This is a genomic window from Aquabacter albus (assembly GCF_040049275.1).
GTDB lineage: Bacteria > Pseudomonadota > Alphaproteobacteria > Rhizobiales > Xanthobacteraceae > Aquabacter.
The window spans coordinates 243,980-269,243 of the sequence record NZ_JBDZDT010000005.1 but is presented as its reverse complement, the minus strand read 5'-3'; the positions used below and the strand labels follow the sequence as shown (position 1 = coordinate 269,243).

Annotated in this window: 25 protein-coding genes; 10 read left to right on the top strand and 15 right to left on the bottom strand. The window is 64.8% G+C overall.

Translation table 11 applies throughout. The features are described 5' to 3' along the window. Positions 1 to 56: 56 nt before the first annotated feature. The 5 genes from ABLE91_RS13990 to ABLE91_RS13970 form a co-directional block, all read right to left on the bottom strand. Entirely contained in the window at positions 57 to 1,076 is a 1,020-nt protein-coding gene (locus ABLE91_RS13990; protein WP_348931517.1) for an ABC transporter substrate-binding protein, read from the bottom strand. A 31-nt stretch (positions 1,077 to 1,107) separates the two neighbouring features. After that, the gene (locus ABLE91_RS13985) at positions 1,108 to 2,013 is read right to left on the bottom strand and encodes an SMP-30/gluconolactonase/LRE family protein (RefSeq protein WP_348931515.1); all 906 of its coding nucleotides are present in this window, start codon (positions 2,011 to 2,013) and stop codon (positions 1,108 to 1,110) included. A 19-nt stretch (positions 2,014 to 2,032) separates the two neighbouring features. Next, positions 2,033 to 2,842 carry an HpcH/HpaI aldolase family protein gene (locus ABLE91_RS13980; RefSeq protein WP_348931513.1) on the bottom strand — a complete coding sequence of 270 codons (810 nt, stop codon included), beginning with the start codon at positions 2,840 to 2,842 and terminating at the stop codon, positions 2,033 to 2,035. Positions 2,843 to 2,872: 30 nt separating this feature from the next. Next, a complete protein-coding gene (locus tag ABLE91_RS13975; RefSeq protein ID WP_348931512.1) occupies positions 2,873 to 3,805 on the bottom strand; it encodes a hydroxyacid dehydrogenase in 933 nt (310 codons plus the stop codon). 195 nt (positions 3,806 to 4,000) lie between these two features. After that, positions 4,001 to 4,861 carry an amidohydrolase family protein gene (locus ABLE91_RS13970; RefSeq protein WP_348931510.1) on the bottom strand — a complete coding sequence of 287 codons (861 nt, stop codon included), beginning with the start codon at positions 4,859 to 4,861 and terminating at the stop codon, positions 4,001 to 4,003. A 368-nt stretch (positions 4,862 to 5,229) separates the two neighbouring features. Here ABLE91_RS13970 and ABLE91_RS13965 point away from each other — a divergent pair, with 368 nt between their 5' ends. From ABLE91_RS13965 to ABLE91_RS13955, 3 genes are read left to right on the top strand one after another with little or no spacing between them, the layout of a single operon-like run. Next, on the top strand, positions 5,230 to 6,237 hold the full coding sequence (locus ABLE91_RS13965) for an ABC transporter substrate-binding protein (protein ID WP_348931509.1): 1,008 nt from the start codon (positions 5,230 to 5,232) through the stop codon (positions 6,235 to 6,237). A 37-nt stretch (positions 6,238 to 6,274) separates the two neighbouring features. After that, positions 6,275 to 7,030, top strand: coding sequence for an RraA family protein (locus tag ABLE91_RS13960; protein ID WP_348931507.1), 756 nt, complete (start codon positions 6,275 to 6,277; stop codon positions 7,028 to 7,030). Positions 7,031 to 7,077: 47 nt separating this feature from the next. Continuing rightward, positions 7,078 to 7,704 carry a glutathione S-transferase family protein gene (locus ABLE91_RS13955; RefSeq protein WP_348931506.1) on the top strand — a complete coding sequence of 209 codons (627 nt, stop codon included), beginning with the start codon at positions 7,078 to 7,080 and terminating at the stop codon, positions 7,702 to 7,704. A 30-nt stretch (positions 7,705 to 7,734) separates the two neighbouring features. Here ABLE91_RS13955 and ABLE91_RS13950 read toward each other — a convergent pair whose 3' ends face one another. The 4 genes from ABLE91_RS13950 to ABLE91_RS13935 all read right to left on the bottom strand — a co-directional run bounded on the left by ABLE91_RS13950 (position 7,735) and on the right by ABLE91_RS13935 (position 11,389). Then, positions 7,735 to 8,601 (bottom strand): ABC transporter permease, encoded by an 867-nt coding sequence (locus ABLE91_RS13950; protein ID WP_510181946.1) that lies wholly within the window; start codon positions 8,599 to 8,601, stop codon positions 7,735 to 7,737. After that, positions 8,594 to 9,406 carry an ABC transporter ATP-binding protein gene (locus ABLE91_RS13945; RefSeq protein WP_348932057.1) on the bottom strand — a complete coding sequence of 271 codons (813 nt, stop codon included), beginning with the start codon at positions 9,404 to 9,406 and terminating at the stop codon, positions 8,594 to 8,596. Before ABLE91_RS13945 ends, ABLE91_RS13950 begins: the two co-directional genes overlap by 8 nt. A 153-nt stretch (positions 9,407 to 9,559) precedes the next feature. Further along, complete coding sequence (locus tag ABLE91_RS13940) at positions 9,560 to 10,459, bottom strand: LysR family transcriptional regulator (protein WP_348931504.1); 900 nt, start codon at positions 10,457 to 10,459, stop codon at positions 9,560 to 9,562. Positions 10,460 to 10,495: 36 nt separating this feature from the next. Then, entirely contained in the window at positions 10,496 to 11,389 is an 894-nt protein-coding gene (locus ABLE91_RS13935) for a LysR substrate-binding domain-containing protein (protein ID WP_348931502.1), read from the bottom strand. Positions 11,390 to 11,517: 128 nt separating this feature from the next. Between ABLE91_RS13935 and ABLE91_RS13930 the strand changes: the two genes are divergently transcribed. Next, complete coding sequence (locus tag ABLE91_RS13930) at positions 11,518 to 12,318, top strand: HpcH/HpaI aldolase family protein (RefSeq protein WP_348931500.1); 801 nt, start codon at positions 11,518 to 11,520, stop codon at positions 12,316 to 12,318. Then, positions 12,315 to 13,238, top strand: coding sequence for an amidohydrolase family protein (locus ABLE91_RS13925; RefSeq protein ID WP_348931498.1), 924 nt, complete (start codon positions 12,315 to 12,317; stop codon positions 13,236 to 13,238). The genes ABLE91_RS13930 and ABLE91_RS13925 overlap by 4 nt, the downstream gene beginning before the upstream one ends. A gap of 155 nt (positions 13,239 to 13,393) precedes the next feature. Here the strand turns inward: ABLE91_RS13925 and ABLE91_RS13920 are convergent, their stop codons facing one another. Continuing rightward, positions 13,394 to 14,791: a sigma-54 interaction domain-containing protein gene (locus tag ABLE91_RS13920; RefSeq protein ID WP_348931497.1), complete on the bottom strand. Its 1,398-nt coding sequence runs from the start codon at positions 14,789 to 14,791 to the stop codon at positions 13,394 to 13,396. A 520-nt stretch (positions 14,792 to 15,311) separates the two neighbouring features. Between ABLE91_RS13920 and ABLE91_RS13915 the strand changes: the two genes are divergently transcribed. From ABLE91_RS13915 to ABLE91_RS13900, 4 genes are all read left to right on the top strand, one after another. After that, positions 15,312 to 16,091, top strand: a complete 780-nt coding sequence (locus ABLE91_RS13915) for a 3-hydroxybutyrate dehydrogenase (protein ID WP_348931495.1) — start codon at positions 15,312 to 15,314, stop codon at positions 16,089 to 16,091. A gap of 52 nt (positions 16,092 to 16,143) precedes the next feature. After that, complete coding sequence (locus ABLE91_RS13910) at positions 16,144 to 17,352, top strand: ABC transporter substrate-binding protein (RefSeq protein ID WP_348931493.1); 1,209 nt, start codon at positions 16,144 to 16,146, stop codon at positions 17,350 to 17,352. Between the two features lie 342 nt (positions 17,353 to 17,694). Further along, positions 17,695 to 18,657: a YihY/virulence factor BrkB family protein gene (locus ABLE91_RS13905; RefSeq protein ID WP_348931492.1), complete on the top strand. Its 963-nt coding sequence runs from the start codon at positions 17,695 to 17,697 to the stop codon at positions 18,655 to 18,657. A gap of 208 nt (positions 18,658 to 18,865) precedes the next feature. After that, positions 18,866 to 19,747, top strand: a complete 882-nt coding sequence (locus tag ABLE91_RS13900; RefSeq protein ID WP_348931491.1) for a hypothetical protein — start codon at positions 18,866 to 18,868, stop codon at positions 19,745 to 19,747. A gap of 65 nt (positions 19,748 to 19,812) precedes the next feature. Here ABLE91_RS13900 and gst read toward each other — a convergent pair whose 3' ends face one another. The 3 genes from gst to ABLE91_RS13885 form a co-directional block, all read right to left on the bottom strand. Beyond that, a complete protein-coding gene (gst, locus tag ABLE91_RS13895) occupies positions 19,813 to 20,520 on the bottom strand; it encodes a glutathione transferase, Atu5508 family (RefSeq protein WP_348931489.1) in 708 nt (235 codons plus the stop codon). Between the two features lie 116 nt (positions 20,521 to 20,636). Further along, positions 20,637 to 22,352, bottom strand: coding sequence for an ABC transporter ATP-binding protein (locus ABLE91_RS13890; protein WP_348932054.1), 1,716 nt, complete (start codon positions 22,350 to 22,352; stop codon positions 20,637 to 20,639). 23 nt (positions 22,353 to 22,375) lie between these two features. Further along, positions 22,376 to 22,789, bottom strand: a complete 414-nt coding sequence (locus ABLE91_RS13885; RefSeq protein WP_348932087.1) for a hypothetical protein — start codon at positions 22,787 to 22,789, stop codon at positions 22,376 to 22,378. On the opposite strand from ABLE91_RS13885, the gene ABLE91_RS13880 reads away from it, so the two are divergent. Beyond that, complete coding sequence (locus ABLE91_RS13880; protein ID WP_348931487.1) at positions 22,701 to 22,925, top strand: helix-turn-helix domain-containing protein; 225 nt, start codon at positions 22,701 to 22,703, stop codon at positions 22,923 to 22,925. The genes ABLE91_RS13885 and ABLE91_RS13880 overlap by 89 nt on opposite strands. Positions 22,926 to 23,112: 187 nt before the next feature. Here the strand turns inward: ABLE91_RS13880 and ABLE91_RS13875 are convergent, their stop codons facing one another. Both ABLE91_RS13875 and ABLE91_RS13870 read right to left on the bottom strand, forming a co-directional pair. Continuing rightward, a complete protein-coding gene (locus ABLE91_RS13875; RefSeq protein WP_348931485.1) occupies positions 23,113 to 23,619 on the bottom strand; it encodes a YciE/YciF ferroxidase family protein in 507 nt (168 codons plus the stop codon). Between the two features lie 134 nt (positions 23,620 to 23,753). Then, a complete protein-coding gene (locus ABLE91_RS13870; protein WP_348931484.1) occupies positions 23,754 to 25,100 on the bottom strand; it encodes a UDP-glucose dehydrogenase family protein in 1,347 nt (448 codons plus the stop codon). Positions 25,101 to 25,264: the final 164 nt, after the last annotated feature.

Genomic DNA, 25,264 nt, shown 5'->3' with positions numbered 1-25,264 from the left:
GGACGGTCTCCCCTTCGTTGTTCTTCTCTTTGGCTGCTCTCGCCCGCAACAGCACCTCAGCTTCCGGGCAGATCATGGGCGGAGGGATGGAACAGGTCCTGCCAGCGCTTCGCCGGGTTCTTGTAGCTGCCGGTCTGATACATGAAGGTGGCGATCTTCATGATGTTGAGCGGCGTCGTTGTGTAGTTGACCTCCGGATCGGCCACCATCTTCGCCACCTCGTCCACCGAGCGGCTCTTGTCGTTGGTGGCGTCGATATAGATCTGGGCCGCTTCGCGCGGGTTCGCCTTGATGAAGGCGTTGGCCTCCTCCTCCGCCGCGCGCACCACGGCGCAGACCTCCGGATTGGCGGTGTAGAAGGCGGTGGTGGAGGCGAGGATGCCGTTGGTATGTTCGCCGCCGGTCACCTCGTAGGAGGTGAGAACTTTATGGATCTTGGGGTCCGCCAGCTCGAAATAATAGAAGGGCGAAGAGGAGAAGTGTGCGGTGATCTCGTTGCTGCCGCTCATGAGGGCGGTGGTCGCGTCCGGATGGCCGCGCGAGATGGTGAGGGGATCGAGCTTGGCATAGCTCTCCTGCCCGAACGCCTGGGCCGCCGCCATCTGCAGGGCGATGGCCTGGCTCGACACCTTCACGGAGGGCACGGCGATCTTGTCCCTGTCCGTGAAGTCGCGCAGCGTCTTGATCTGGGGATTGTTGGTGACGAGGTAGAAGGGCATGGACTGGAGCGCCCAGAGCCCCTTCACCTCGCGGCTTGTCCCGGCGGTCTTGTCATAGAGCGTGACGAGGGCCGGGATGCCGATGCCGATCATGTCCAGCCGTCCGCCCAGCATGGCGTCGAGCAATTCCGCCGGGCCGGCGCGCGTGATCCACACCGCCTTCAGTTCGCCGAGCTTGGAAGTGGCAGCGTGCTTCTCGATCAGCTTGAAGCGCTCCATGATGGTGAAGGGCAGATAGGGCAGGCCCGGCTGCCCGCCGATCCTGACCTCCTTCACTTCCGCCCGGGCATGGTCCGCGGGCAGCATGAGCAGTCCAAGGAGCGCGGCGAAGGCCATCTTGTGCAGGGTCTTGATCATCTGCGTCCTCCCCGGATGCCCGTTGTGGGGCTTATGTGTGCGAATAGAGCGGCAACCCGCTGACCGGGACCTCCGCCTTCAGGATGTGGCCGGTCTCCGACTCCGTGATGTAGAGGGTGCGCCCCTCGGGCCCGCCGAAGGCGACATTGGTGGTCAGGAGCCCGGCGCAGGAGCGGATGCGGCCCGTGGGCTCGCCGAGCTTGCTGAACAGCCAGACGGTTCCCAGGCCCACATGGGCGACGGCAAGGCTGCCGTCCGCCGCCATGGCCATGCCGTCCGGCCCGGTGCCGCCGGACATCTGGATGAACACGCCCACCCGGGAAGGCATGCCGTTGCCCGTGAGGTGAAGGGGCACGCGCCAGACATTGTTGGCCCGTGTGACGGCGAGATAGAGCGTCTGCTCGGCGGCATCGAGGACGAGGCCGTTGGGGCTCGGAATGGTGTCCAGGAGCCGGTCGAGCTGGCCGTCCGTGCGCAGTCGATAGAGGCAACCCGCCGGGTTCTGGAGGCCGGTCTGTCCCTGGTCCGTGAAATAGATGTCGCCGTCGCGGCTGAAGATCAGGTCGTTGGTGCCGCGGAAGCGCTCGTGCAGGGCCCATTCGAGATGGGGGCGGATCGCGCCCGAACCCGGATCGAGCACCATGAGGCCCTGCTTGTTGTCGGTGATGAAGATCCGGCCGTCCTTGTGGATCTTCAGCCCGTTGGGAGTGCCGTCATATTCGCACACCACGTCGAACACCCCGTCCGGCGAGACGCGGAAGATGCGGCCATAGGGAATGTCCACGCAGTAGAGATTGCCGGCGCGGTCGAAGGAGGGGCCTTCGAGGAAGCAGTCGCGCGCGTGGCCCCCGCGGACCACGGGATTGCTCGTGCGGCGCAGATGGTCCGGCACGCGCGCGAATACCTGCGTCTCGATGACTGGAGGAGCGGCATACATGGGCTCGGCTCCTTGCGGCTCAGGCGGCCTTGGCGGCGAGCGCCGTGCGCAAGCTTCCGGTGACCCGGTTGGCTTCCGCCATGAGGAAGCCGATGTCGGTCTGGGTGGTCACGAAGCGCGCCCCACGGCGGATCAGCGAGACCTGGCGCTCCACATTGCGGTCGCCGCCGAAGCCGGAATAGCGGCCATGGGCCTTGGCCACATCGATGACCCGCTCGATGGCCGCCATGATCTCCGGATCGCCGAACTGCCCCGGCTTTCCCATGGAAGTCAGCAGGTCGTTGGCGCCCACATGGACCACGTCCACGCCGTCCACGGCCGCGATCTCCTCCACATTCTGAAGGCCCTTCATGGTCTCGATCATGCAGACCACCAGTGTGGCGGCATTCATGGCGGGAATGGTCTGGGTGAGCGGGGTCGGCGCATAGTTGAAATAGGGATAGCCGCCGCACACGGAGCGCGTACCGACGGGGGCGAACTTCGCCGCATTCACCGCACGCCGGGCATCCTCCGCCGTCTCCACGTCTGGGAAGATGATGCCGGTGACGCCGTTGTCCAGCAGCAGCGGTACGTTCGGGTCCTCCGGCGTGCGCACCCGCACCATGGGCGAGATGCCGCAACCCAGAGCGGCCTGGGCGATGTGCCCCACCGTTTCGGTGGCGAACAGGGAATGCTGCATGTCGATGAAGATGAAATCGTGCCCGGTCGCCTTGGCGATGCGGGCGATGTCGCCATTGTGGCCGAGCCGCACATTCATGCCGAGCGCGACGTCGCCGGCCGCCATGCGGTCCCTCGTGGGGTTAGGGATGGCGAGGGGGGCTGAAGACATGGGATGCTCCGTCAAGAAGAGATCGAAAGGTCAGGCGACGCGGCTCAGCGGCTCTTTGCCGGCCACCACGTCGAGGAGCTGTTCGGCGACGAGGCGGGAGCTCCGCGCTTGCGTATCCTCGGTGGAGCCCGCCGCATGGGGCGTCGCCACGAGGTTCGGCAGCGATACCAGCTTGTTGGCCGTGGTCGGCGGCTCCACCTCGAACACGTCGAGGCCCGCACCGAAGATGCGGCCAGCCTTGAGCGCATCGTAGAGCGCATCCTCGTCGACGATGCCGCCGCGCGACACATTCACGAGGATGGCGTCCGGCTTCATCAGCGTGAGTTCGTGCGCGCCGATGAGATGGCGGGTCTGGGACGTGAGGGGCAGGTGCAGCGTCACGACATCCGCGCGCTTCAGCAGGGCGGTGAGATCGTCCACGCGCTCATGGGGAATATCCGCCCATGCGTCGCGAGGCGCGAAGGGGTCATAGGCGATGAGGGGGGTCTCGAAGGCGCCCCGCCATTTCCGCGCCACCCGCGTGCCGATATTGCCCATGCCGACCACACCGACCGTGCGGTGCCAGAGCTCGACTCCGAGGGCATCGGCGCGCTCCACCACTTCGCCGGAGCGGATGCGGGCCGCAAAGTCGGCGACGCGACGAGCCACCGCGAGCGTGAGCGCCATGGCCATCTCCGCCACGGCCTCGCTATTGATGCCGGGCGTATTGCAGACCGTGACGCCATGGCGGCGCGCCGCATCGAGGTCGACGGTGTTGACGCCGACACCCTGCTTGGCGACCACCTTCAGTCGCGTGGCCTTGGCGAAGTCCTCGGCCGTCAGGGGCCACATGCGCACCATGATCGCATCGGCGTCCTGGTGCCAGTTGGCGGCCCTGGGATCGTCCCAGAGCACCACGTCGGCGTGCTGCTGCATCAGCTCCACGCCGGCCGGATGAAACTTGTCGAGGATATAGACCTTCATCGCCGCCTCCCATGGACACAACGGCCGCGCCGATACGTGGCTGCACGCGCCGTTGAGCAAGGCACGGCCGTCTCGGCGCTGCTGTGTCGAAGCTTTTTGCGTTCCGTCCCGGGTCGTTATTCGTCTTGGGCGCTACGGTGCGTTGGGAGGCCTATTTGCGCCAATATTATAATCGGCCCCATCCATAACCGGAATTTATTCGGCCACTCGGTCCGCGAAGCCATAGAGGCGCTCGGGATTGCCCACCAGGAGCTGGTGCAGGGCCTGCGCATCGCCAAATGACGGCAGAAGGTCGAGGAGGACGCCATCATCCACCTCGGTATGACGCGGAAGGGGATGGGGAAAGTCCAGGCCCCAGATCACCCGGTCGGGCGCGGCGGCCATCAAGGCGCGCGCGAACGGCACGGCATCGCGGAAAGGCGGGCCTGAAGCGGAGACCCGGTCGGCGCCTGACAGCTTGATCCAGCAATGGTCTCTCGCCGCGAGCGCCAGCAAGGCCGCGAAGGCAGGCTGGTCGAGGCCCGCCCCTGCATCCACGCGGCCCATATGATCGATGACGCAGGGGAGGGGGAGCCCGTCGACGATCTCGTGCAGGTCTGGCAGCTGGCCGGCGTCCACGTGCAGCAGGGCATGCCAGCCGAGCGGTTGAACCTTCTCGACGGTGCGCCAAAGCGCATGCAGATCGGGTCGGGCGGAGAGGTGCCGCACGAGGGCGAAGCGCACGCCCCGGACGCCGCCTTCGTGCAGCCGCAGCAGGTCTCGTTCGCTGATGTCCGGCGCGACGAGGGCGACACCGCGATAGCGCGCGGGATCACTGGCAATGGCATCGAGCATGGCCCGGTTATCGGTGCCGTGGACGATGGGCTGCACCAGCACCGCCCGTTCGATGCCGAGCCGCGCATGCAGGGTGAACAGCATCTCCTTTCCACGCTCTGGCGGCGTATAGGGCCGCGCCGCGGCGAATGGAAAGCGGTCCGTCGGTCCCCAGATATGGCAATGGGCATCGCAGGAGTGCGGGGGCGGCACGAAAGCCGGGGGCCGGAGCGACGGAGGCATGGGGCGAGCCTGTCATCCGCCGAGAGCGAAGGCCAGCCAAATCCACCATTATCGGGCCTTATGGGGGAACGGGCTTTTTTAATTTCTGCGCCAGTGGGTGCTGCCCTATCGTCCGGTTCCGGCCCCGGCATCCTTGGCGGTGCCGCGCACAAGAACAACCAAAAACAATGGGAGGATGGCGGCGGCTTATAGGCTCCGATCCGGCTGAAAGTTTTGGATCTTCAGTCTTCGTCGGGGCGTCGTCTATCCACACAAGGCCGAAAACTGTCTCAAAGAATGAAGTCGCGGTCCGTCAACGGCACACGTCGCGGCCATCCCTGCGGCATGCCGATGCGTGAAAGACGCGGCATAAAAGGAGGGAGGACGACGTGGGAAGATCGATCTGGTGCATCATCGCGGCCGCCATCGTTGCCGGCCTGACGGCCACTCCGGCGTCGGCGGAGACCAACAAGCTCCGGCTCGGTGTGCAGTATGGCCTCACCTATCTCGTGCCCACCGTCATGGAGCGGGAAAAGCTGATCGAGGCCCAGGCCCGGAAGGCGGGGCTGGGCGAGATCGAGACGGTGTGGGTGCGCACCGCGGGCGGCCCCCAGCTCAATGATGCCATCCTCTCCGGCAATCTCGATCTTGCCTTTACCGGCTCCACCTCCTTCCTCAATCTGTGGGATAAGAGCCGCGGCAAGCTCGTGCGGGCGCTGTTCGGCTATGGCCATATGTCGTTCGTGCTGGCCACCAACAATCCCAATGTGAAGACGGTAGCCGATTTCACTTCCAAGGACCGCATCGCGGTTCCTGCGGTGGGCTCCTCCACTCCGGCCATGTTCCTTCAGATGGCGGCTGAGAAGGCGTTCGGGCCGGAGGGCATGCGCCGCCTCGATCCCCTCACCGTGTCCCGCGCGCATCCCGACGCCATGACGGCGCTGTTCTCCAACACGGAGATCACCGCCCATTTCGCCTCTCCGCCCTTCGTGCAGATGGAGGCGGCGCATCCGGGCATCCGCAAGGTGCTTCAGACCGAGGACGTGGTGGGCCAGCCGGTGTCCAACGGCATCATCTACACCACCGAGAAATTCTACGCGGACAATCCGCGGCTGATCCGGGTCTTCCGGGATGCGCTCCAGCAGGCGGTGGACCTGATCAACACCGATGCGGAGCGCGCCGCGCAGATCTACCTCGCCGCCAATCCCGGCGGGAAGATCACCGCCAGGGAGATCGTGGACATCATCAAGGACCCAAGCACCGGCTGGGAGATCACCCCCCTCGGCACCATGGTCATCGCCAAGCACATGAAGAAGACCGGCCAGATCCAGTCCAACATTCCGGAGGACTGGAAGGAGTTCTTCTTCCCCATCGCTCACGACCTGCCGGGGAACTGAAGCCGCCTCCGCCGGCACCCGCTCATGGAGAAAGTTCATGTCGAACGCAGATACCGCGCTTCGGGTACGCAAGCAGCTTCTCGGCAAGGTGCCGCCGGAGGCGGTGCGGCGCATGGAGATCGAGCGGCTGCCCCGGGAGGTCGTCGAGGGCTTCGCCCGGCTCGTGGACCTCACTGGGACCGTGTCCGACAGCATGGACAATCTGGGATTGACCGGCACCATCCCCGCCTCCGTCCTACCGCCCGCAAGCCCCGGAAAGAGGGTGGCGGGACAGGCGATCACGGTGCGCAATGTGGAGCGCCAGACACGGGATTTCCCCGCCGCGCAGGAGGGGCGCAACCTGATGGGCGAGCAGGAGGCCTACAATCTCGCCGAGCCCGGCGATGTGGTGGTCATCGAAGGCATTTTCGGCGTGTCCAACATGGGCGGCCAATCGGCGACCCTCGCCCATCGCCAAGGCTGCGCGGGCGCGGTGATCGACGGCTCTTATCGTGATCCGGACGCTTCGCGGGAACTTGGCTTTCCCATCTGGGCGCGCGGCGTCACGCCGATCACCGGCAAGTGGCGGCTTGAGACCGTGGAGATCAACGGCCGGGTCCGGATCGCCGGCTTCTCGGTGGAGGCGGGGGACCTTGTGCTGGCGGACGATGCCGGCATCGTATTCGTGCCGTTCGCCCATGCGGCAGCAGTGCTCAAGGAAGCGCAGCGCATCGATGCGGCCGACACGCGCCGCAAGCAGGACATCGAGGGCGGTGCCGATCTGCACGCCTTGGCGGGCCGGAAGTACAAGTAGAAAGCCGCACGCGAGACTCGCATTGAACATGATGGGGAGAAACGGGAATGCTCCGCGTCTGGGGCCGGGCCAATTCGAGCAATGTGATGAAACTGGTCTGGCTCCTGGAGTTGCTCGAGGTTCCCTATCAGCGGATCGATGTGGGCGGACCGTTCGGTGGCACCGACACGCCGGCCTATCTCGCCATGAACCCCAACCAGAGGGTGCCGACCCTCGAAGAGGAGGACGGCTTCATCCTGTGGGAGAGCAACGCCACCTTGCGCTATCTCGCCTCCACCTTGCCGGGCGGCGAAGCCCTTTGGCCGGCGGACATGCGCGCGCGGGCGAATGTGGACCGCTGGATGGACTGGCAGCAGTGCACGGTGGACGCGCCCCAGAGGGTTCTGCTGCAAGGCCTGGTGCGCACGCCGCCGGAGCGGCGCGATCTGGCAGCGCTGGAGAAGGCGGCCGCCGAGTTGCGGCATTGGTGGACGCTGCTGGACCGCCAGCTTGCCCGCGGGTCCTTCGTGGCAGGCGGGGCCTTCTCCCTCGCCGACATCGCGCTCGGCGTCCATGTCCACCGCTGGTTCGCGTATGAGATCGAGAAGCCCGAGCTTCCCACGCTCAAGGCGTGGTACGAGCGGCTGCTCTCAACACCCGTCTATGAGCGGCACGTGGCCCTGCCGGTGAAATAGCCACCGGCAGGAGCGGTCCACCTGACCGCTTCAGGATTGCATGCCCCAGCGCTGCACGGTCCGCTGCTCCAGGATGCGGAACACCAGATTTTCCACGAACAGCCCGATGAGGATAATGGTCAGGAGGCCGGCGAAGACATCGGGGATATTGAGCTGGTTCTTGCTTTCGAAGATGTACCAGCCCAGCCCGCCGGAGCCCGAAGAGACACCGAACACCAGTTCGGCGGCGATCAGCGTGCGCCACGCAAAGGCCCAGCCGATCTTCAATCCCGCGAGGATGCTCGGGAAGGCGGCCGGGATCAGGATCTGCGCCACGAACTTGAGCCCGCCGAGCCCGTAATTGCGGCCCACCATGCGCATGGTGGTGGAGACGCTGCGGAACCCCGCATGGGTGTTGAGCGCCACCGCCCACAGCACCGAATGGACGAGGACGAACACGAGGCTGCCATTGCCGAGGCCGAACCAGATGAGGGCCAGCGGCAGCAATGCGATGGCCGGCAGCGGGTTGAACATGGCCGTCATGGTCTCGAGGAAGTCGGTGCCGAGCCGCGAGCGGATGGCCAGCATGGTGAGCAGCGTGGCGCAGACGATGCCAGTGGCATAGCCCATCAGCAGCACCTCGATGGAGGCGAGCGCGCGGCGCAGGATGGTGCCGTGCACGACGCCGGAAATCAGGGCTGCCATGGTGTCGCTGAAAGTGGGAAACAGCAGCGGATTGTCCAGCCAGCGCCCATAGATTTCCCAGATGCCGGCGAGGATCACGAGCAGCAGGAGCTTGCGCAGCCAGGCGCGGTTGTAGAGCTGCTCGAAGGCAGTGAGGGGCTTCTCGATGATACCGAACTTGTCCGCGCCCAGCGGGGTCCGGTGGATCTCGGGACGGTAGGAAACATCAGCCACGGTCCATCTCCTCGATCCGGTCGGCGAACAGCATTTCGTGGATGGAATTGGCGAGGGCCTCCGCCTCCGCGGGTGAATCGTGGCCGGGCCGCACGCTGTTGAGTTCCGCCTTCACCTGGCCGGGGTGGGGGGAGAGCAGCAGGATGCGGCTGCCGATCTTGATGGCCTCCGGAATGGAATGGGTCACGAAGAGCACCGTGAAGCGGGTCTCCTCCCACAGTGTCAGCAACTCGTCCTGCATGCGCCTGCGCGTGAGGGCATCGAGGGCCGCGAACGGCTCGTCCATGAGCAGGATGTCGGGCTCCATGGCCATGCCGCGGGCGATGGCGACGCGCTGCTTCATGCCGCCGGACAGCATGTGCGGGAAGCTGTCGGCGAAGTTCGCCAGATGCACCTTGTGCAGATAGTGCATCGCCTTTTCGTCCGCCTCCTTCCGGCCGAGCTTGCCGGAGGCGACGAGAGGGAAGACGACATTCTGGCGGACGGTCTTCCAGGGGAGGAGCTGGTCGAATTCCTGGAACACCATCATCCTGTCGGGACCCGGCTTGGACACCAGATCTCCCTTCAGGCGGATCTCGCCCTCGGTTGGCTGGAGATAGCCGCCCACCGCCTTGAGGATGGTGGATTTCCCGCAGCCCGACGGACCGAGCAGGATAAAGCGGTCCGAGCGGAGCACGTCGAAATCCACCCGATAGGTGGCGGTCACGAGATGCTCCGGGGTCTTATACTGCAGCGTGAGCGCGCGCACCTGAAGCAGCGGTGCCGCAGTGCGGGAATCGCGCTGTCCGGCAGCATCCGCCTGCATCGCGCTGGCACGGCGCGCAGCGGCGGGGGACGGACTGTCAGGCATCGCAGTCAAGTGTAAGGCGGCCAATGATTCCTCCCATCTTCTTATCTTTTTGTTGGCACGAGTGTCCGTGCCTTATTCATAACTGTCCAATAAGAAGACAGACCGCGCCTATAAGGCAGGTTGATGCTCTTCCGAGATGGTTCGCTTCAGGTGCGAGACGAACTGGGAGGCGACCTTGGAGATGGGAGAAGACTTCTGCCGCACCAACAGCATGGTGAGCGGTGTGGCGGGGCGCAGCGGCCGCGCAACCACGTTGGGAATGCGGATGGTGTTCAGAAGATAGGGCTCCACCAGCGCCACCGAGCGGCTCCAGCGGGCGAGCATGATCCCCACCAGTGAGAGATTGACCTGCACGGACAGGGAAGGGGCGATGCCCGCCTCCGCCAGCACCTGTTCCACCACGGGACGCAGCATGGCCTGGGGCAGATAGGAGATGATGGGGTAGGGGGCGAGATCGGCCGCGTCGATCACGTCACGCTTCGCCAGTTCGTGGTCCTCATTGAGCGCGCACGTGAGCTGCGAGCACAGCAGCACCTCGGTCTCCAGCGTGGAGTTGATCACGGGAGAGAAGGCGATGCCGATCTCTGCCTCGCCGTTCACCACCGCCTCCACCACGCGCGGCGAGGTCAGCGGAATGAGGTCCACCTGGACATGCGGGCGGTTGGAGATGAAGGTCGCTACCGCCTTGGCGACATGTCCGTTGGCGATAGCCATGGAGGAGCCGATGGTGAGCCGGCCGAGGCGTCCGCCCACCAGTTCCTGGGTGAGGCGCGATATGTCCTCCATGCGGGAGAAGATGGCCGAGACGTCGGGGAAAATGGCCTCGGCTTCCGCGGTCGGCTGAAGGCGGCCCCCGACCCGCTCGAACAGTTTCAGCTGAAGCTGCTTTTCGCAATTCTTCAGCATGGTGCTTACGGCCGGCTGGGTGACGTTCAGGATCCGCGCAGCGCCCGTTACGGAGCCTGTGCGCATGATGGCGTGGAACACCTCCATGTGGCGGAGCTTCATGGCATCCATCTGGTCTCCCTGGGCGGCTTCCCACCCTTATGGCGCGGGGTCGGCCACGATCGTCTTGAGGTGGGAAATGAAGTCCTCCATCACCTCCGATCGCGGCGCGGAGCGATGGCGGATGAGCACGGTCTTCAGCTCGATGGGGGGCACGAGCGGCCGCGCTACCATGTCGGGAATGTCCATGTCCTTCAGGAGGAAAGGCTCCACCAGCGCGATCCCGGCTCCGAAATGCGCCAGCATCATTCCGGTCAGCGACATGCCGAAGCGCACAACGACGTTCGGCACGATGCCGGCCTGGTTGAAGGCGCGATCGATGCCGAGCCAGAGCGTGGAGTCGAGCCTGTAGCTGAGAAGTGGATAGGGTTCGAGGTCGCGGACGCGGATGCTGTCCTGGGCGGCGAGCGGGTGATCGTTGCGCAGGATGCAGGCGATGCTCGCGGTAGCGAGCACTTCGGTCTGCACCTCGGGGCTGACGATCGGCTCATAGGCCGCGCCGAGCTCCACTTCGCGGTTGATCACCCGGTCCAGCACCTGGCGCGAGGTCAGCGACTGCAAGGCGATGCGCAGATGCGGCCGGTCGCTGAGGAAAGTCGCGGCGGCGCGGGCGAGCACACCGTTGGCGATGGGAAAGGCAGCCGCCACCGACAAGGTGCCGAGCCGTCCGCCCACCAGATCCTTTGTGAGGCGCTTCACAGCGTCGAGGCGGCCGAATACGGCGGCGATGTCGGGGAAGATGGCGTTCGCTTCGGGCGTGGGCTGAAGCCGTCCCGCCACGGGCACGAACAGCTTCATCTTCAACTGGCTTTCGCAGTGCTTGAGGATGGCGCTGACCGCCGGCTGCGTGACGTTCAGCATCCGCGCCGCGCCGCTCACCGAGCCGGAGCGCATGACGGCGTAGAACACCTCCATCTGGCGAAGATTCATCATGACGGAACTCGACAGCCGTCCAAGACCATAAAGTTCGTTTATGGGCAGCGTCAACGAATTGATTAGGCGTTTATTACTGCCCGTCCGAAAGTGCCTCTGCCACAGTCTTTGCGGGGCTTCTCGTGCTCATGTCCCTTGATCAGATCCTGCGCAACCGGGTGAAGGAAAAGCTGGCGAATGACGAGGTGGTCGCCTCCATGACGGTGCGGCTGGTGCGCCATGTGGAGATTGCCCGGATCGCGCGCACCGCCGGCTTCGACGCGCTCTATGTGGACGTGGAGCATTCCAGCTTCGGGCTCGATACCACTGGCCAGATCTGCATGATGGCGCTGGAGGTGGGGATCGTTCCCTTCGTGCGGGTGCCGAGCAATACGCCGGACTATATTTCCCGGGCGCTGGATGGCGGCGCCCTGGGCGTGATCGCGCCCCATGTCCGAAGTGCGGAAGAGGCCCGGGCGGTGGTCTCCGCCGCAAAATTCCCACCCTTCGGCGAACGCGGCATTTCCGCCGGGCTGCCGCATCTCCACTTCCGCTCATTTCCCACGGTGGAAGCCTTCGCGGCACTGAATGCCGCCACCATGGTGGTGGTGCAGTTCGAGAGCGCGGACGCGGTGGAACAGGCCGAGGAGATCGCAGCCGTCGATGGCGTGGATCTGGTGCTGATTGGCACCAACGATCTCATGGCCGACATGGGAATCCCCGGCCAGTTCGAGCATCCCCGCGTACGGGACGCCTTCGCCCGCACCATCGCTGCCTGCCGGAAGCACGGAAAGCACGTGGGCGTGGGCGGATTGTCCACCCGTCCACAGCTCATGGCCGAGATGGTCGGCCTCGGCGCGCGTTACGTCTCCACGGGGACCGACCTCGCCTTCCTGCTCGGCGCGGCCACCCAGAAAGCCAATCAGGTTCGGGAGATCAATATCCCATGACGCTCACGGCCCCTCGCGCCGTCGATGGCGCCCCGCTGCTCGGCGTGTCCCACACGCCCCCGTCCTTCTCCGTGCCTCAGCAGGCCTGCGACTGCCATGTGCACGTGTTCGGTCCGGTGGAGCGCTTTCCGTTCGCGTCCGGGCGCCTCTACACGCCGGGGGCCGCCTTGCTGGAGGATCTGAAGGTCCATCAGGGGCTGCTGCACATGGACCGTGTGGTCATCGTGCAGCCGAGCCCTTATGGGCAGGACAATTCCTGCACGGTCGCGGCGACGCAGGCGCTCGGCCGGCGCGCGCGGGCGGTGGCCGTGGTGGCGCCCGATGCCGACGATGGAGAGCTGGAGACGCTCAACGATGCCGGCGTGCGCGGCCTGCGCGTCAATCTGGAATCGCGCGGCGAGACCAGCCTCTCTGCGGCGCGGGCGGCGATGGAGGCCGCGGCACACACCGCAGCCCGCTTCGGCTGGCATGTGCAGACCTACACAAATCTCACCGTGCTCGCGGGCCTTTCCGATGTGATCCGCAGGCTGCCCACCACATTGGTGGTCGATCATTTCGGCCGGGCGGGCGCACAGGAGGTGGAGAGCAGAGATCCCCGCCTTCAAAAGCTCCTGGACCTTGTCTCCAGCGGCAAGGTCTATGTAAAGCTGTCGGCCCCCCACCGCAGTGCGCGGGCGGAGGATTGCTCCGACATGGCGATGGTGGCCCGCACCTTCATCGACGCCAATCCCGATCGCATGCTGTGGGGCTCGGACTGGCCGCACCCTGGCGGCAAGCCCGGCGTGGACCGCGGCGCGGGGATCGAGCCATTCCGTCCCGTGGATGACGGCCAGGCTCTCAACCGCCTCGCCCAATGGGCGACAGGCACCACGCTCCACAAGATCCTGGTGGACAACCCGGCGCGCCTCTACGGCTTCTAAGTTGTGACGCTTGCCGAAATCAGCCGCGCACGTCGCTGCGGGCGCGCCGCATATCCCCAGGCCAGAGTATACTAGCTCCTCGGGGGCATGAACGCGCATGCCCGTTGCTCAATAATCTTTGGCCACTCCAATATATGTTTTACCTGATCAGTATTTTAAAGATCCAAGCCGTAACGCTGCATCTTCGCGTAGAGATTGCTGCGGGAAACGCCGAGCCTGCGTGCTGCTTCGCGCTTGTTGCCTCCGGCTTGGACTAGGGCATCGGCGATCAGGGAGCGCTCCAGCCCCGCCACGGCGCTGGCAAGATCGCTTCCGGGAGCAGGTTCCGGCTGGAGCGGCCCAGGCGAGGCCGATGGCAGCGCCTCGTCAACATGCTCCGCCTCGATGCGTGTTCCATCCGTGCGCGCATAGACCTGCTCAATCACGTTGGCGAGCTCGCGCACGTTGCCGGGCCAATCGTGGTCTCCAAGCCGCGCAAGGGCTGCGGTGGTCAAAGGGCGCAAGGCCATCCCGAACGCAGCCGCCGTCTGCTCGGAAAAGCGTCTGGCCAGAAGCTCGATGTCGCCGGCGCGCTCGCGCAGCGGCGGCAGGCGGATGGGGAGGACATTGAGGCGGTAATAGAGGTCCTGCCGGAAGGTCCCAGCGCGCACCATGTCGGCGAGCGCCCGGCTGGTGGCCGCGATGATGCGCACGTCCACCCGGGCGAGCTGGTTCGAGCCGACGGGTTCCACCTCTCCGTCCTGCAGGGTGCGCAGCAGCTTTGCCTGGAGGGGGAGGGGCATGTCGCCGATCTCGTCCAGGAACAATGTCCCCTCATGGGCGATCTGAAATTTTCCCGGCCGCGGCTGGCGGCCCGCGCCGGTGAACGCGCCGGGCGCGACGCCGAAGAATTCCGCCTCCAGGAGATTTTCCGGCACCGCGGCCACGTTGATGGCCACGAAGGGACGGTTGACCCGGTTCGACGCCGCGTGGATGGCGTGGGCCACCATCTCCTTTCCGGTGCCGGTCTCTCCGAGAAGCAGCACGGGTGATTTCACCTCCGCCGCCCGGCGCAGCAGCCGGGACACCTGCCGCATGGCCGGGCTCGCGCCGAGGATGTGTTCCACGTTGTAGCGGGAGGTGCGCGTGGTGGAGAGCGCCTGCTCGATGCGGGCGAGGCGCGTCTGCAAGTGCTGGACCCGCTCGGCGATGGGCCGCAGATGGGGAATGCTGTTCTTCAGGGCGAATGCGATGCAGCCGATCACCTCGCCCTTCTCGTCCTTGAGCGGCAGGCGGGTCACGAGGAGCGAGCGGTCGCCATACTGGATGATGTCGAGGGGATGGGGGTGGCCTGTCTCGACCACTTCCCTCATGCGGCTGTGCGGGATGACGCGCTCGATCTCCTGCCCCACCACGTCGCTCAGCCGGGGGCCGCCGATCAGCGCCAGCTGGCCCTCGCTGATCCAGACGATGCGGGATTCGCGATCGACCAGGGTCGCCCCTTCGATCATCTCCTCCACCATCAGAAGCAGCGCCCGGGCGGCAGCGAAACGGTCATCTGTCGGAATGTGCATTGGACTATCCGCGCGCACCTGAGTGTCTGACTTTAGGACATATGTGTCAGATTACAGGACGGAGGGGGAGGGCGCGAAGTGCCCTGAATTACAAGCACTGGTTTCTCCGTGGTCCGCGTTCTTGCCGACCGGTGTCCGAAAATCAGGACGCTTCCTGGCGCATCCTCCACAGCGCTATTTGCTCAACCCATTGATTCTCTTTGTTTTTCTCGCGCGATAGAAGCTGGCACACCGCTTGCTCCCTCAGCGGCAACACGTGCCCGCCACACGCATCGATGCCCCGCAACGGCGCGGAAAATGAAGGCCGTGCGGAAGCTGGGGAAGAAATGCAGCCGTCGAGGACCGCCGCCATTGGTGCCGGCCTGAAAGGTCACGCCATCGCCGAGGCCTTTGCCTGGGCCTTGCTTTTGCCTGGGCCGGCCATTCCACGGCCATCCCCGAAGCGGATCCGGCGCGCCGTCCTGGTATCGCCGGCGGCCTCCCCATCGTCTCCTGATCCATCCAACGAGAGAACGCATCCATGAAAGGGCGCAACGCCGTCGTCACTGGCTCCACTTCGGGGATCGGCCTTGCCATCGCGCGGGCGCTGGCCGTCGAGGGCTGCAACGTGATGCTCAATGGCTTCGGGGATCCCGACGAGATCGAGGCCATCCGTGCCGAGACCGCCGCCATGGCCGGGACGAAGGTGGCCTATATGAACGCTGACATGAGCCGTCCGGAGGAGGTGCGCGCGCTTATGGGGCGCGCCGTAGGCGAGTTCGGTCCTGTCGACATCCTCGTCAACAATGCCGGCGTGCAGCATGTGGCGCCTCTCGCGGACTTTCCCGAGGAGAAGTGGGATCTGCTTCTCGCCGTGAACCTCTCTGCAGCCTTCCACGCCAGCAAGGCCGTGATCGCCTCCATGAGCGAGCGGCGGTTCGGGCGCATCGTCAACATCGCGTCCGCTCTTGGTCTCGTCGGTGCGCCGCATAAGCCGGCCTATGTGGCGACCAAGCACGGGCTTGTCGGCCTCACCAAATCCATCGCCATCGAGGTGGCGGAGATGGGGGTGACGTGCAACGCGGTGTGTCCCGGAATGGTGATGACGCCCATCATCGAGATGCAGGTGGCTGATCAGGCCAAGGTGACCGGCCTGCCGCCCGAAGAGGTCGTGCGGCAGGTGTTCCTGGAGAACCAGCCGATCCGCCGCCCTGTCACCGCAGAGGAGATTGCCGGCGCGGTGGTGTTTCTGTGCTCGCCGGCGGGCGCCGGCGTAACCGGAACCGCGCTCTCGGTCGATGGAGGGTATGTCGCCCGCTAGGTCTCGTGCGTCCGTCTAATGTCGTTCTCGAAATAAAAACTGGGAGGAACACATGAGGAGCATCACTTTCGTCGCAGCGTTGGCCGTTGCCGTTGCCGGGCACGCCATTCCCGCCTTGGCGCAGGCGTCCGACGGCAAGATCAAGATCGGTGTCCTGTCGGATCTTTCCGGCATCTATTCGGACATCAACGGTGAGGGCTCCGTATTGGCGGCGCGCCTTGCTGCTGAGGACTTCGGAAATGCCGTCAACGGCGTGCCGATCGAGATCATCTCCGGCGACCACCAGAACAAGGCGGATATCGCCGCAGGCCTCGCCCGTAAATGGATCGACACCGAGCAGGTCGACGTCATCGCCGACGTGCCGAACTCCGCCGCGGCGCTCGCGGTGCAGGATGTCACGAAAGACCGCAAGCGGATCTTCCTCATGTCCGGTCCCGGCTCGGTCGACCTTACGGGCAAGGCGTGCAGCCCCTATGGCTTCATGTGGACCTGGGACACCTATTCCGTCTCATCCGCCACGGCGCGCGCGTTGGTGAACAAGGGCGAGAAGACCTGGTTCTTCATCACCGCCGACTATGCGTTCGGTCATTCGCTGGAAGCGGAAGCGAGCAAAACCGTGAAGGCGCTGGGCGGCACCGTGAAGGGGAGCGTGCGCCATCCGCTCGCAACGTCGGATTTCTCCTCCTTCCTTCTTCAGGCGCAGGGTTCCGGCGCGAAGGTGGTGGCGCTGGCCAATGCTGGCGGCGATACGATCAACTCGATCAAGCAGGCGACCGAGTTCGGGCTGCCGCAGGGCGGCCAGACGCTGGTGGGATTGCTGCTCAACATCAACGACATCCACGCGCTGACGCTGAAGGTCGCTCAAGGGCTCATCCTTTCCAATTCCTTCTACTGGGACCTGAACGAGGAGACCCGCGCCTGGTCGAAGAGGTTCGAGGCGAAGACCGGGCGCAAGCCGTCCATGAACCAGGCGGGCGTCTATTCGGCGGTGCGCCACTATCTGCAAGCGGTGAAGGACACTGGCACGGACGCTTCGGACAACGTGGCGCAGAAGATGCGGGCGACGCCGGTCAACGACATGATGATGAAGAATGCCGTCATCGGTGAGAATGGCCGGGTGTTCGGCAACATGTACCTGTTCCAGGTGAAGAAGCCCGGGGACTCGAAAGGGCCGTGGGATTATCTGACCCTGCTCGAGACCGTCCCCGGGGCTGATGCCTACATTCCGGTCAAGGAAAGCGGCTGCCCGCTGGTGAAGTGAACGTCTGGGAAACGCAGAGCCTGACCTTCTCGACGATGGCGAGCGCGCGGTGATCCCACACGCACGCTCGCCGCCTTGGAGAGCTGAAAACCGCGAGGGCCTGCGCCGGCGGTGAGTGGCCTTCGGTTGGAGCACGGAGTGAACCTCCGACCGGTCCCGCTTGTTGTGTGACAGCACTGAGCGGAGAGTGAAATGGAGCGCACGCACTGGGGACGGATCGCCTGGAGCCTGTTGTTCTGGGGCGTGATTGCCGGGACCCTCGCGTTCGCTCCAAGGCATGGAAGCCGCCGGCACCTGGGCCAAGGGCGCCGGGAAAGGGTGCGCAATGGCCAAGTTACGCCATTGGATGCCCCGGAGCTCGGGGCCGATCGTGGCCGCGCCGCCTCCACTCCCGTGCAGATTCCTTCGCAAGGCTGGCGGGACATCGCCCTGCGTACGTTTAACGAGTTCTTCGCGGACCGGGTGCTCAGCCTCGCCGCCGGCGTGACCTTCTATGCGCTCCTGGCTGTCTTCCCCGCCATCAGCGCCTTGATCTCGCTTTACGGACTGGTGCTGGATCCCTCCGGCCTTCAGGACCAGCTGGAAGCGGCATCCTGGGTTCTTCCGTCCGGCGCCATCGAGGTGATGCGGGATCAGGCATTGCGCGTTATCGCGCAAGGATCCTCCACCTTGAGCTTCGGCTTCGTCTTCAGCCTCGCCATTGCGCTCTGGAGCGCGAACGCCGGCACCAAGGCCATGATCGAAGCGCTGAACATTGCGTATGAGGAAGAGGAGCGGAGGTCCTTCGTGACGCTCACGTTCCTGACCCTTGGCTTTACCTTCACCGCCATTGTCTTTGCGAGCATTGCGACGGCCGCCATCGTGGCGCTGCCGATGGTGCTGAATGTGCTCTATCTCGACACCGGAACCGAGTGGCTGATTTCGGTGCTCCGCTGGCCGGCCCTCACCGTCATCGTCGCGGGGGTCATCACGGTCATCTACAGATATGGCCCGTGCCGGGAACGGGCGCGATGGAAATGGGTGAGCCTGGGCAGCGTGATGGCCGCCATTCTATGGCTGATCGTGTCCGCGGGCTTCTCCTGGTACGTCAGCCGCTTCGGGACTTATAACCAGACATATGGCTCCCTGGGCGCGGTTGTCGGCTTCATGACCTGGATGTGGCTCTCCATCACCATCATCCTCCTCGGGGCCGAGCTTAACGCGGAGATCGAGCACCAGACCGCCGTGGACACGACCACGGGACCTCCGCTGCCCATGGGCGCTCGCGGCGCACGAATGGCCGACACGATCGGCGCTCCGCAATAAGCCAGCAAAGCCACCAAGGCTTTCTTTTACCTAAGGTAAATGAGGCGCTCATTATTTATGCAGAGGCCGGAACATGCTTGGGAGCGAGGGGGTTCACTTCTTGCGTAACAAGGAGGTTTCCCAATGCCCGCCATTCTCCTCTGGCTGCTCGGCGTTCCGCTCCCCATCATCCTCATCCTGATCCTGCTTGCTCACTGAGGAGGCTCCCATGGCTGTTGTCTCCGACGTCAGTGTCCGTGGAGGCCTTGGCGAGGCTTCGGTCTCCTGCATCTCCTGGGCCGCCATCTTCGCGGGGGCATCTGCTGCCATCGCCACGACGATCGTGCTCGCGGTTCTCGGCGTAGGGGTTGGGCTGACCACCGCCTCTCCGTGGAGCGGTCTGCCCTCCGGGACGACCCTCGCGGTATCCGGCGCGGTCTGGCTGATCGTCATGCAGTGGCTGTCTTCGGCGCTCGGCGGATATCTGTCGGGGCGCTTGAGGACCAAATGGTCGGGCGTGCGCACGGAGGAGGTGTTCTTCCGGGACACGGCCCACGGGTTCCTTGCATGGTGTGTCGCGACCATCGTCGTGGTGACCATGGTCGCGTCTTCCACGACCTCATTGGTTTCGGGTGCCGCCAGCGCCGTCGGCGGCGTCGCGGCAAGCGCTGCCCAGGGGGCAGGGCAGGGGGCTGCCCAGCAGGGGATCGCCCAGCTCGGACAGGGTGCTGACCCGACAGCCTATTTCACAGACATGCTCTTCCGCAACACGTCGCCTGGAGCCCAACAGCAGGATGCCCGGGCCGAGGCATCGCGGATCCTCGTGTCCGGCCTTACGGAAGGCGATGTATCCCAGCAGGACCGGGCCTATCTCGCCCAGCTTGTCGCGGGACGCACCGGCCTCAGCCAGGCCGACGCGGAAAAGCGCGTGAATGACGTCATCTCAAGCGCACAGGCCGCCAAGCAGAAGGCCAAGGAGGCTGCGGACGTCGCCCGGAAAGCGAGTGCCACGTTTGCTCTCTTCAGCGTCCTGTCGATGTTGGTCGGCGCCTTCATTGCTGCCGTCGCCGGAGCTGTCGGTGGCAGGGCGCGCGCGGACAATCTCGCCTGACCTCAGCCTTGCAGTCTTCGCTTTAAAGCCCCGCCGGCTCCGTGCCGTGCGGGGCTTTTACTTCCTTAGCCCTTGCCATCGAGCACACGCCGCAGGGATTTCTCAATCTCACCGCCACAATATGCCCGCCCATACTGCTCGAACGATCTCTCCTGCAGCGCGGTAAGAGAAGGGATCGCCTGCATGCGGCGGGTCAAGGCCGCCGTCCGCGGGGCAGTCGCGTCCAGCATTGCCCGGATAGGCGGAAACCGATCAGCCATCGTCGACCATAAGGTGCTCGTGACGATATCGGCCACGCCAGCCTCCGCCGTGCCGAGCAGGTAGCCACTATCTTCTTTCAAGCGATGACGGGTGGCCGTCGCCTCCCAGATGGCCATCCATTTCTTGAGCCTGGGGATGAATTCTTCCCACTTGGCTTCAGTCCACATCTCACGCCCGCCGTCCAGCGTCAGTTCGTCGATAACGTCGTTCGCATCGTTTGCGACCTTGGCCGTCATGGCTCTCTGCCCAGGCTCATGCGCGATGAGGCCGAGGCTGTCGCCGAGGTAGATCGCGATGGAGGGCATTTGCGAGAGGGCGAGACCGGATTGCGCATCGATCAGGACCGGCGGACCCATGAAGGCTATTGGCTGGTTGGCGGGTTCGAGGCTCATGAGCCCCGCGATCTCGTCGGCGTCGTGCTCGTCCCAGCTTTTGCCGCCATAAGCCAGTATGGCGCGGATGAATTGCCCACGGAACGGCACGGGCCAGTAATAGAAATCATAATCCGCCATGGATGCTGCTCCTTCTCCCGAAAGGGAAATGCGCCCATCGGCGCCGTCACAGGAAACACTCAGGGCGGCACGTAGTTTCGGGCCCGCCGCATCTGATTCCAAGCGCAGACCGTGCGCTATTCCGCAAGCTGGGTGCTGTAGAGCCGCGAATAAACGCCTCCGGCATGCACCAGCTCCCGGTGGGGCCCCTGTTCCACCACGCCGTCTCTGGTGACCACCACGATGCGATGGGCATTGCGCACGGTGGACAGGCGATGGGCGATGACGAGGGTGGTGCGCCCTTGCGACAATTCGGCGAGCGAGCGCTGGATCTCCCGCTCGGTCTCACTGTCGAGGGCGGATGTGGCCTCGTCCAGGATCAGGATGGGCGGGTCCTTCAGGAACATGCGCGCGATGGAAAGCCGCTGCTTCTGGCCACCGGACAGCTTCACCCCGCGCTCGCCGATGAGCGTGTCGAGCCCCAGGGGCAGCCCGGCGATCATCTCGTCGAGATGGGCGCGCCGGGCGGCGGCGCGCACCTCCTCTTCGGAGGCGCCGAGGCGCCCGTAGGCGATGTTCTCGCGGATCGTGCCGCTGAACAGGAACACGTCCTGCTGCACGATGCCGATGCTTCGGCGGAGCGAGGAGAGCCTCACGTCGCGGATGTCGTGGCCGTCCACGGTGATGCGGCCGGAGGTCGGCTCGTAGAAGCGCGGCAGCAGCGAGCAGATGGTGGTCTTGCCCGCGCCCGAAGGGCCGACGAACGCCACCGTCTCGCCGGCACGAATGGCGAGATCGATGTCGCGCAGCACGGGCGTGCCGCCGCCATAGCCGAAGCTGACCTTTTCATAACGGATCTCGCCCTTCGCCCCGGAAAGCTCCGCCGCGCCGGGCCGGTCGGCGATGTCGGGACGCACGCCGAGGAATTCGAGATAGGAGCGGAAGCCGGCGACCCCCTTGGGGTAGATCTCCATCACCGCTGTGATCTTCTCGATGGGCCGGAAGAACACGCCCACGAGGAGAAGGAAGCTGACGAAGCCGCCATTGCTCAATTCGCCGCGGATCACGAACCAGGTGCCGGCCAGCATCACAACCACCTGCGTCAGGCGCATGCCCAGATAGTTGAGGGACGTGTTGGCTGCCATGAGGCGGTAGGCGGCAAGCTTGGTGTCGCGGTAGCGGGCATTGTCCTGCGCGAACAGCGCGCGCTCATGGTCTTCGTTGGCGAAGGCCTGGACCACGCGGATGCCGCCCACATTCTCCTCGATGCGCGCGTTGAACGCGCCGACCCGGCCGAACAGGGCTCGGAAATTCTCCGTCATGTGCTGCCCGTAATGGCTGGTGACCCAGGCCACCAGGGGCACGATGGCTCCGGTGATGAGCGCCAGGGGCATGTTCACGGTCAGCATCAGAAGGAAGGCGCCGATGAAGGTCATCACCGCGATGAACACGTCTTCGGGCCCGTGATGGGCGACCTCGCCCACTTCCTCCAGATTCTTGGTCAGGCGGGCGACGAGGTGGCCGGTCTTCTGGTTGTCGAAGAAGCTGAAGGAGAGCTTCTGGATCTGGTCGAACGCCCGGCGGCGCATCTCGGTCTCGATATTGATGCCGAGCATGTGCCCCCAATAGGTGACCACCGCCATCAGCCCCGTATTGAGCAGATAAATGGCCAGCAGCCCCGCTGCTGCGAGGATGATGAGGTCCCAGTCCTGGGCAGGAAGGAGCTGGTCCACGAACAGCTTCACCGCCATGGGGAAGCCGAGTTCCAGCACGCCGGAGGCCACCGCGCAGGAAAAGTCCAGCAAGAACAAGCCCTTGTAGGGCGCGTAATAGGAAGCAAATTGTCTGAGGATCGACATGGAACTCTTCGCAGGCGTCAGGCGGCAATATCGACGCCTTGATGGCCCAACCGCCAATAGGCCGCAACAAGCTGGCGGTTCCGTGGAAGGCCCCGCTCCCTGGTGAGATGGGCGCTAAGCGACCCCGAGGTCCGCCGGCCAGTCCACGGCTCGACCGCACGGCGGAGCAGGTCCGAGGTGCCGGCGGGGCATTCCCGCGATGTAGCCAGCGCAAGTCGAGCGGGGCCGGGGAGGGCAGTCACGGTATGGACCCGCAGCGTCAGCGCATCCTCCGCTCCCGGCCAGAGGGTGCGTCCGTCCATGCCGGCATAGGACCAGACAGGCGCGCGCCCCTCAGGTGCAATGAGCACGCGCACATGCAGGCCGCTGTCGCGGAAAATGCGCGGCGTCCCGGCAAGGACCACGCGGCGCATGCGGAAGGTCGAGGACATGCTCGCGCAGCAGGAGCTGCCTCTGACTGAAATCGCGGCGGCGGCAGGCTTTGCCGATCAGGCCCATTTCACACGGACATTGCGCAAGCTGGCCGGCATCACGCCCGCCGCCTGGCGCAGGGCTCAGCGGAGTTGAGAGCGGGATCGCAATCCACCAAAGTCACGTGTTGGGACGTGAGACCCGGAGATGGCATTTATATTCCATAATATCTCTTCTGCGAATTATCTCATTCCGGTTCCAGGCTCCCGCCCCTTGTGAACGCAAACAAAAACGGGCGCCGATGGCCTCGGCGCCCGCTTTGGTGTGATGTCGGGATTGAGCCCTATTCCGCGGCGCGGATGTTGAGCTTGGCCTCGGCGATGCTGGTGAGCTTCTCGTCCGCGGCCTTCTCCTCTGCGAGGTTTCTTTCGAGCACCCGCGCACAGTCGCCGCGGCCGAGGCGCTTGGCCCAAGCGATGAGCGTGCCGTAGCGCGTCATCTCGTAATGCTCCACCGCCTGCGCTGCGGCGGCCAAGGCGGCATCCAGGACTTCCTTGTCCGCGATGTCGCCAGCGATGTCCTCCGCTTCCTCGATGATGCCGTCGATGGCCGGGCACGTGACGGTCTTGGCCTCGGCGCCATGCATGCGGAAGACCTCTTCCACACGCGTCACATGGCCTTCGGTCTCCGCCAGATGCGCCTGGAAGGCCTGCTTCAGCGTCGAATCCGTGGCTTTATCTATCATCTTGGGCAGCGCTTTAAGGATGCGCTTCTCCGCATAATAGATGTCCTGAAGCGTGTGGACGAACAAATCGTCCATGGTCTTGATGTCTTTAGAGAAGAATCCCATGGCGAAGCTCCCGTTCGACTGATGGTGAAGGCAAAGGTGCGCTGCAGCCTGCCTTCCAAACGAACGTAGGCCCCAAAAGCTTGTTCCTTATGCCAAGCTTGCCGAAACAGATACTTACCCCCTGCCCGCCCCTCTTATTCCGCAGCGTCGAGGGCGGCCGCGGCATGGCCGGAGGAGGGACGGCCGACGCTCTCATAGATGAAGCCGAGCTGCGCCATCTGCTCCGGCACATAGATGTTGCGCAGATCCACCAGCACCGGCTGGCGCATGATGGTCTTCAGCCGGTCGAAATCCAGCGCCCGGAAGGCGTCCCATTCGGTGATGATGACGAGGCAATCGGCCTCTTCCGCCACATCGTAAGGCCCCTGCCCGTATTCCACCGACGGCGGCAGCAGGTGCTTGGCTTCCTCCATCCCCTCGGGGTCGTAGGCGCGCACGCGCATGCCCTTGTCGATCAGCGCGTTGATGATGGAGATGGCGGGGCTTTCCCGCATGTCATCGGTGTTGGGCTTGAAGGTGAGGCCGAGGATGGCGGCGGTCTTGCCACGCACATTGCCGCCCAGGGCCTGCTCCACCTTCCGGCCGATGGCGAGCTTGCGCACGTCGTTCACCGCCACCACCGTCTCGATGATGCGCAGGGGCGCGCCCACCTGTTGGGCGGTGCGGGTGAGAGCCAGCGTGTCCTTGGGGAAGCACGAGCCGCCATAGCCGGGGCCGGCATGGAGGAATTTCGAGCCGATCCGGTTGTCGAGGCCGATGCCCCGCGCGATGTCCTGGACATTCGCGCCCACCTGCTCGCACAGATCGGCCATCTCGTTGATGAAGGTGATCTTCATGGCAAGGAAGGCGTTGCCGGCATATTTGATCAGCTCGGACGTGCGCCGGGCGGTGAACATGAGCGGCAGGTTGTTCAGCGACAGCGGGCGGTAGAGCGCGCTCATCACGGCCTTCGCGCGCGGATCTTCCGTGCCCACCACCACCCGGTCGGGCCGCTTGAAATCCTCGATGGCGGCGCCTTCCCGCAGGAATTCGGGATTGGAAACCACGGAGATGTCCGCCTCCGGCCGTGCCTCGCGGATCACTCGTTCCACCTCATCGCCGGTGCCCACGGGCACCGTCGATTTGGTGACCACCACCGTATAGCCCTCCGCCGCCGCCGCGATCTCGCGCGCCGCGGCGAAAACGTAAGAGAGATCCGCATGTCCGTCGCCGCGCCGCGAGGGCGTGCCCACCGCGATGAACACCGCCTCCGCTTCCTTCACGGCGCGCGTCAGGTCCGTGTCGAAATCGAGCCGCCCGGCGGCTGCGTTGCGGGTTACCAGTTCGTCCAGGCCCGGCTCGAAGATGGGGATGCGCCCCTCCTTCAGCATGGCGATCTTGGCCGAATCCTTGTCGACGCAGGTGACGTGGTGCCCGAAGTCCGCAAAGCAGGCCCCCGAGACCAAACCCACATAACCCGTACCGATCATCGCAACGCGCATTGTCCGATCCTTCGAGCGGCCTTCTTTGTCGCTTTCTAGCGACATTCCACAAACAGGATGCCGCGCCCTTATAACAGGAAGACGGCATCGTCCCCTTAAATGTTGCCGGCGAGAGAAGTCTATATTACATTATATTTTTGTTGTTTTTATATATTCCCATTGGA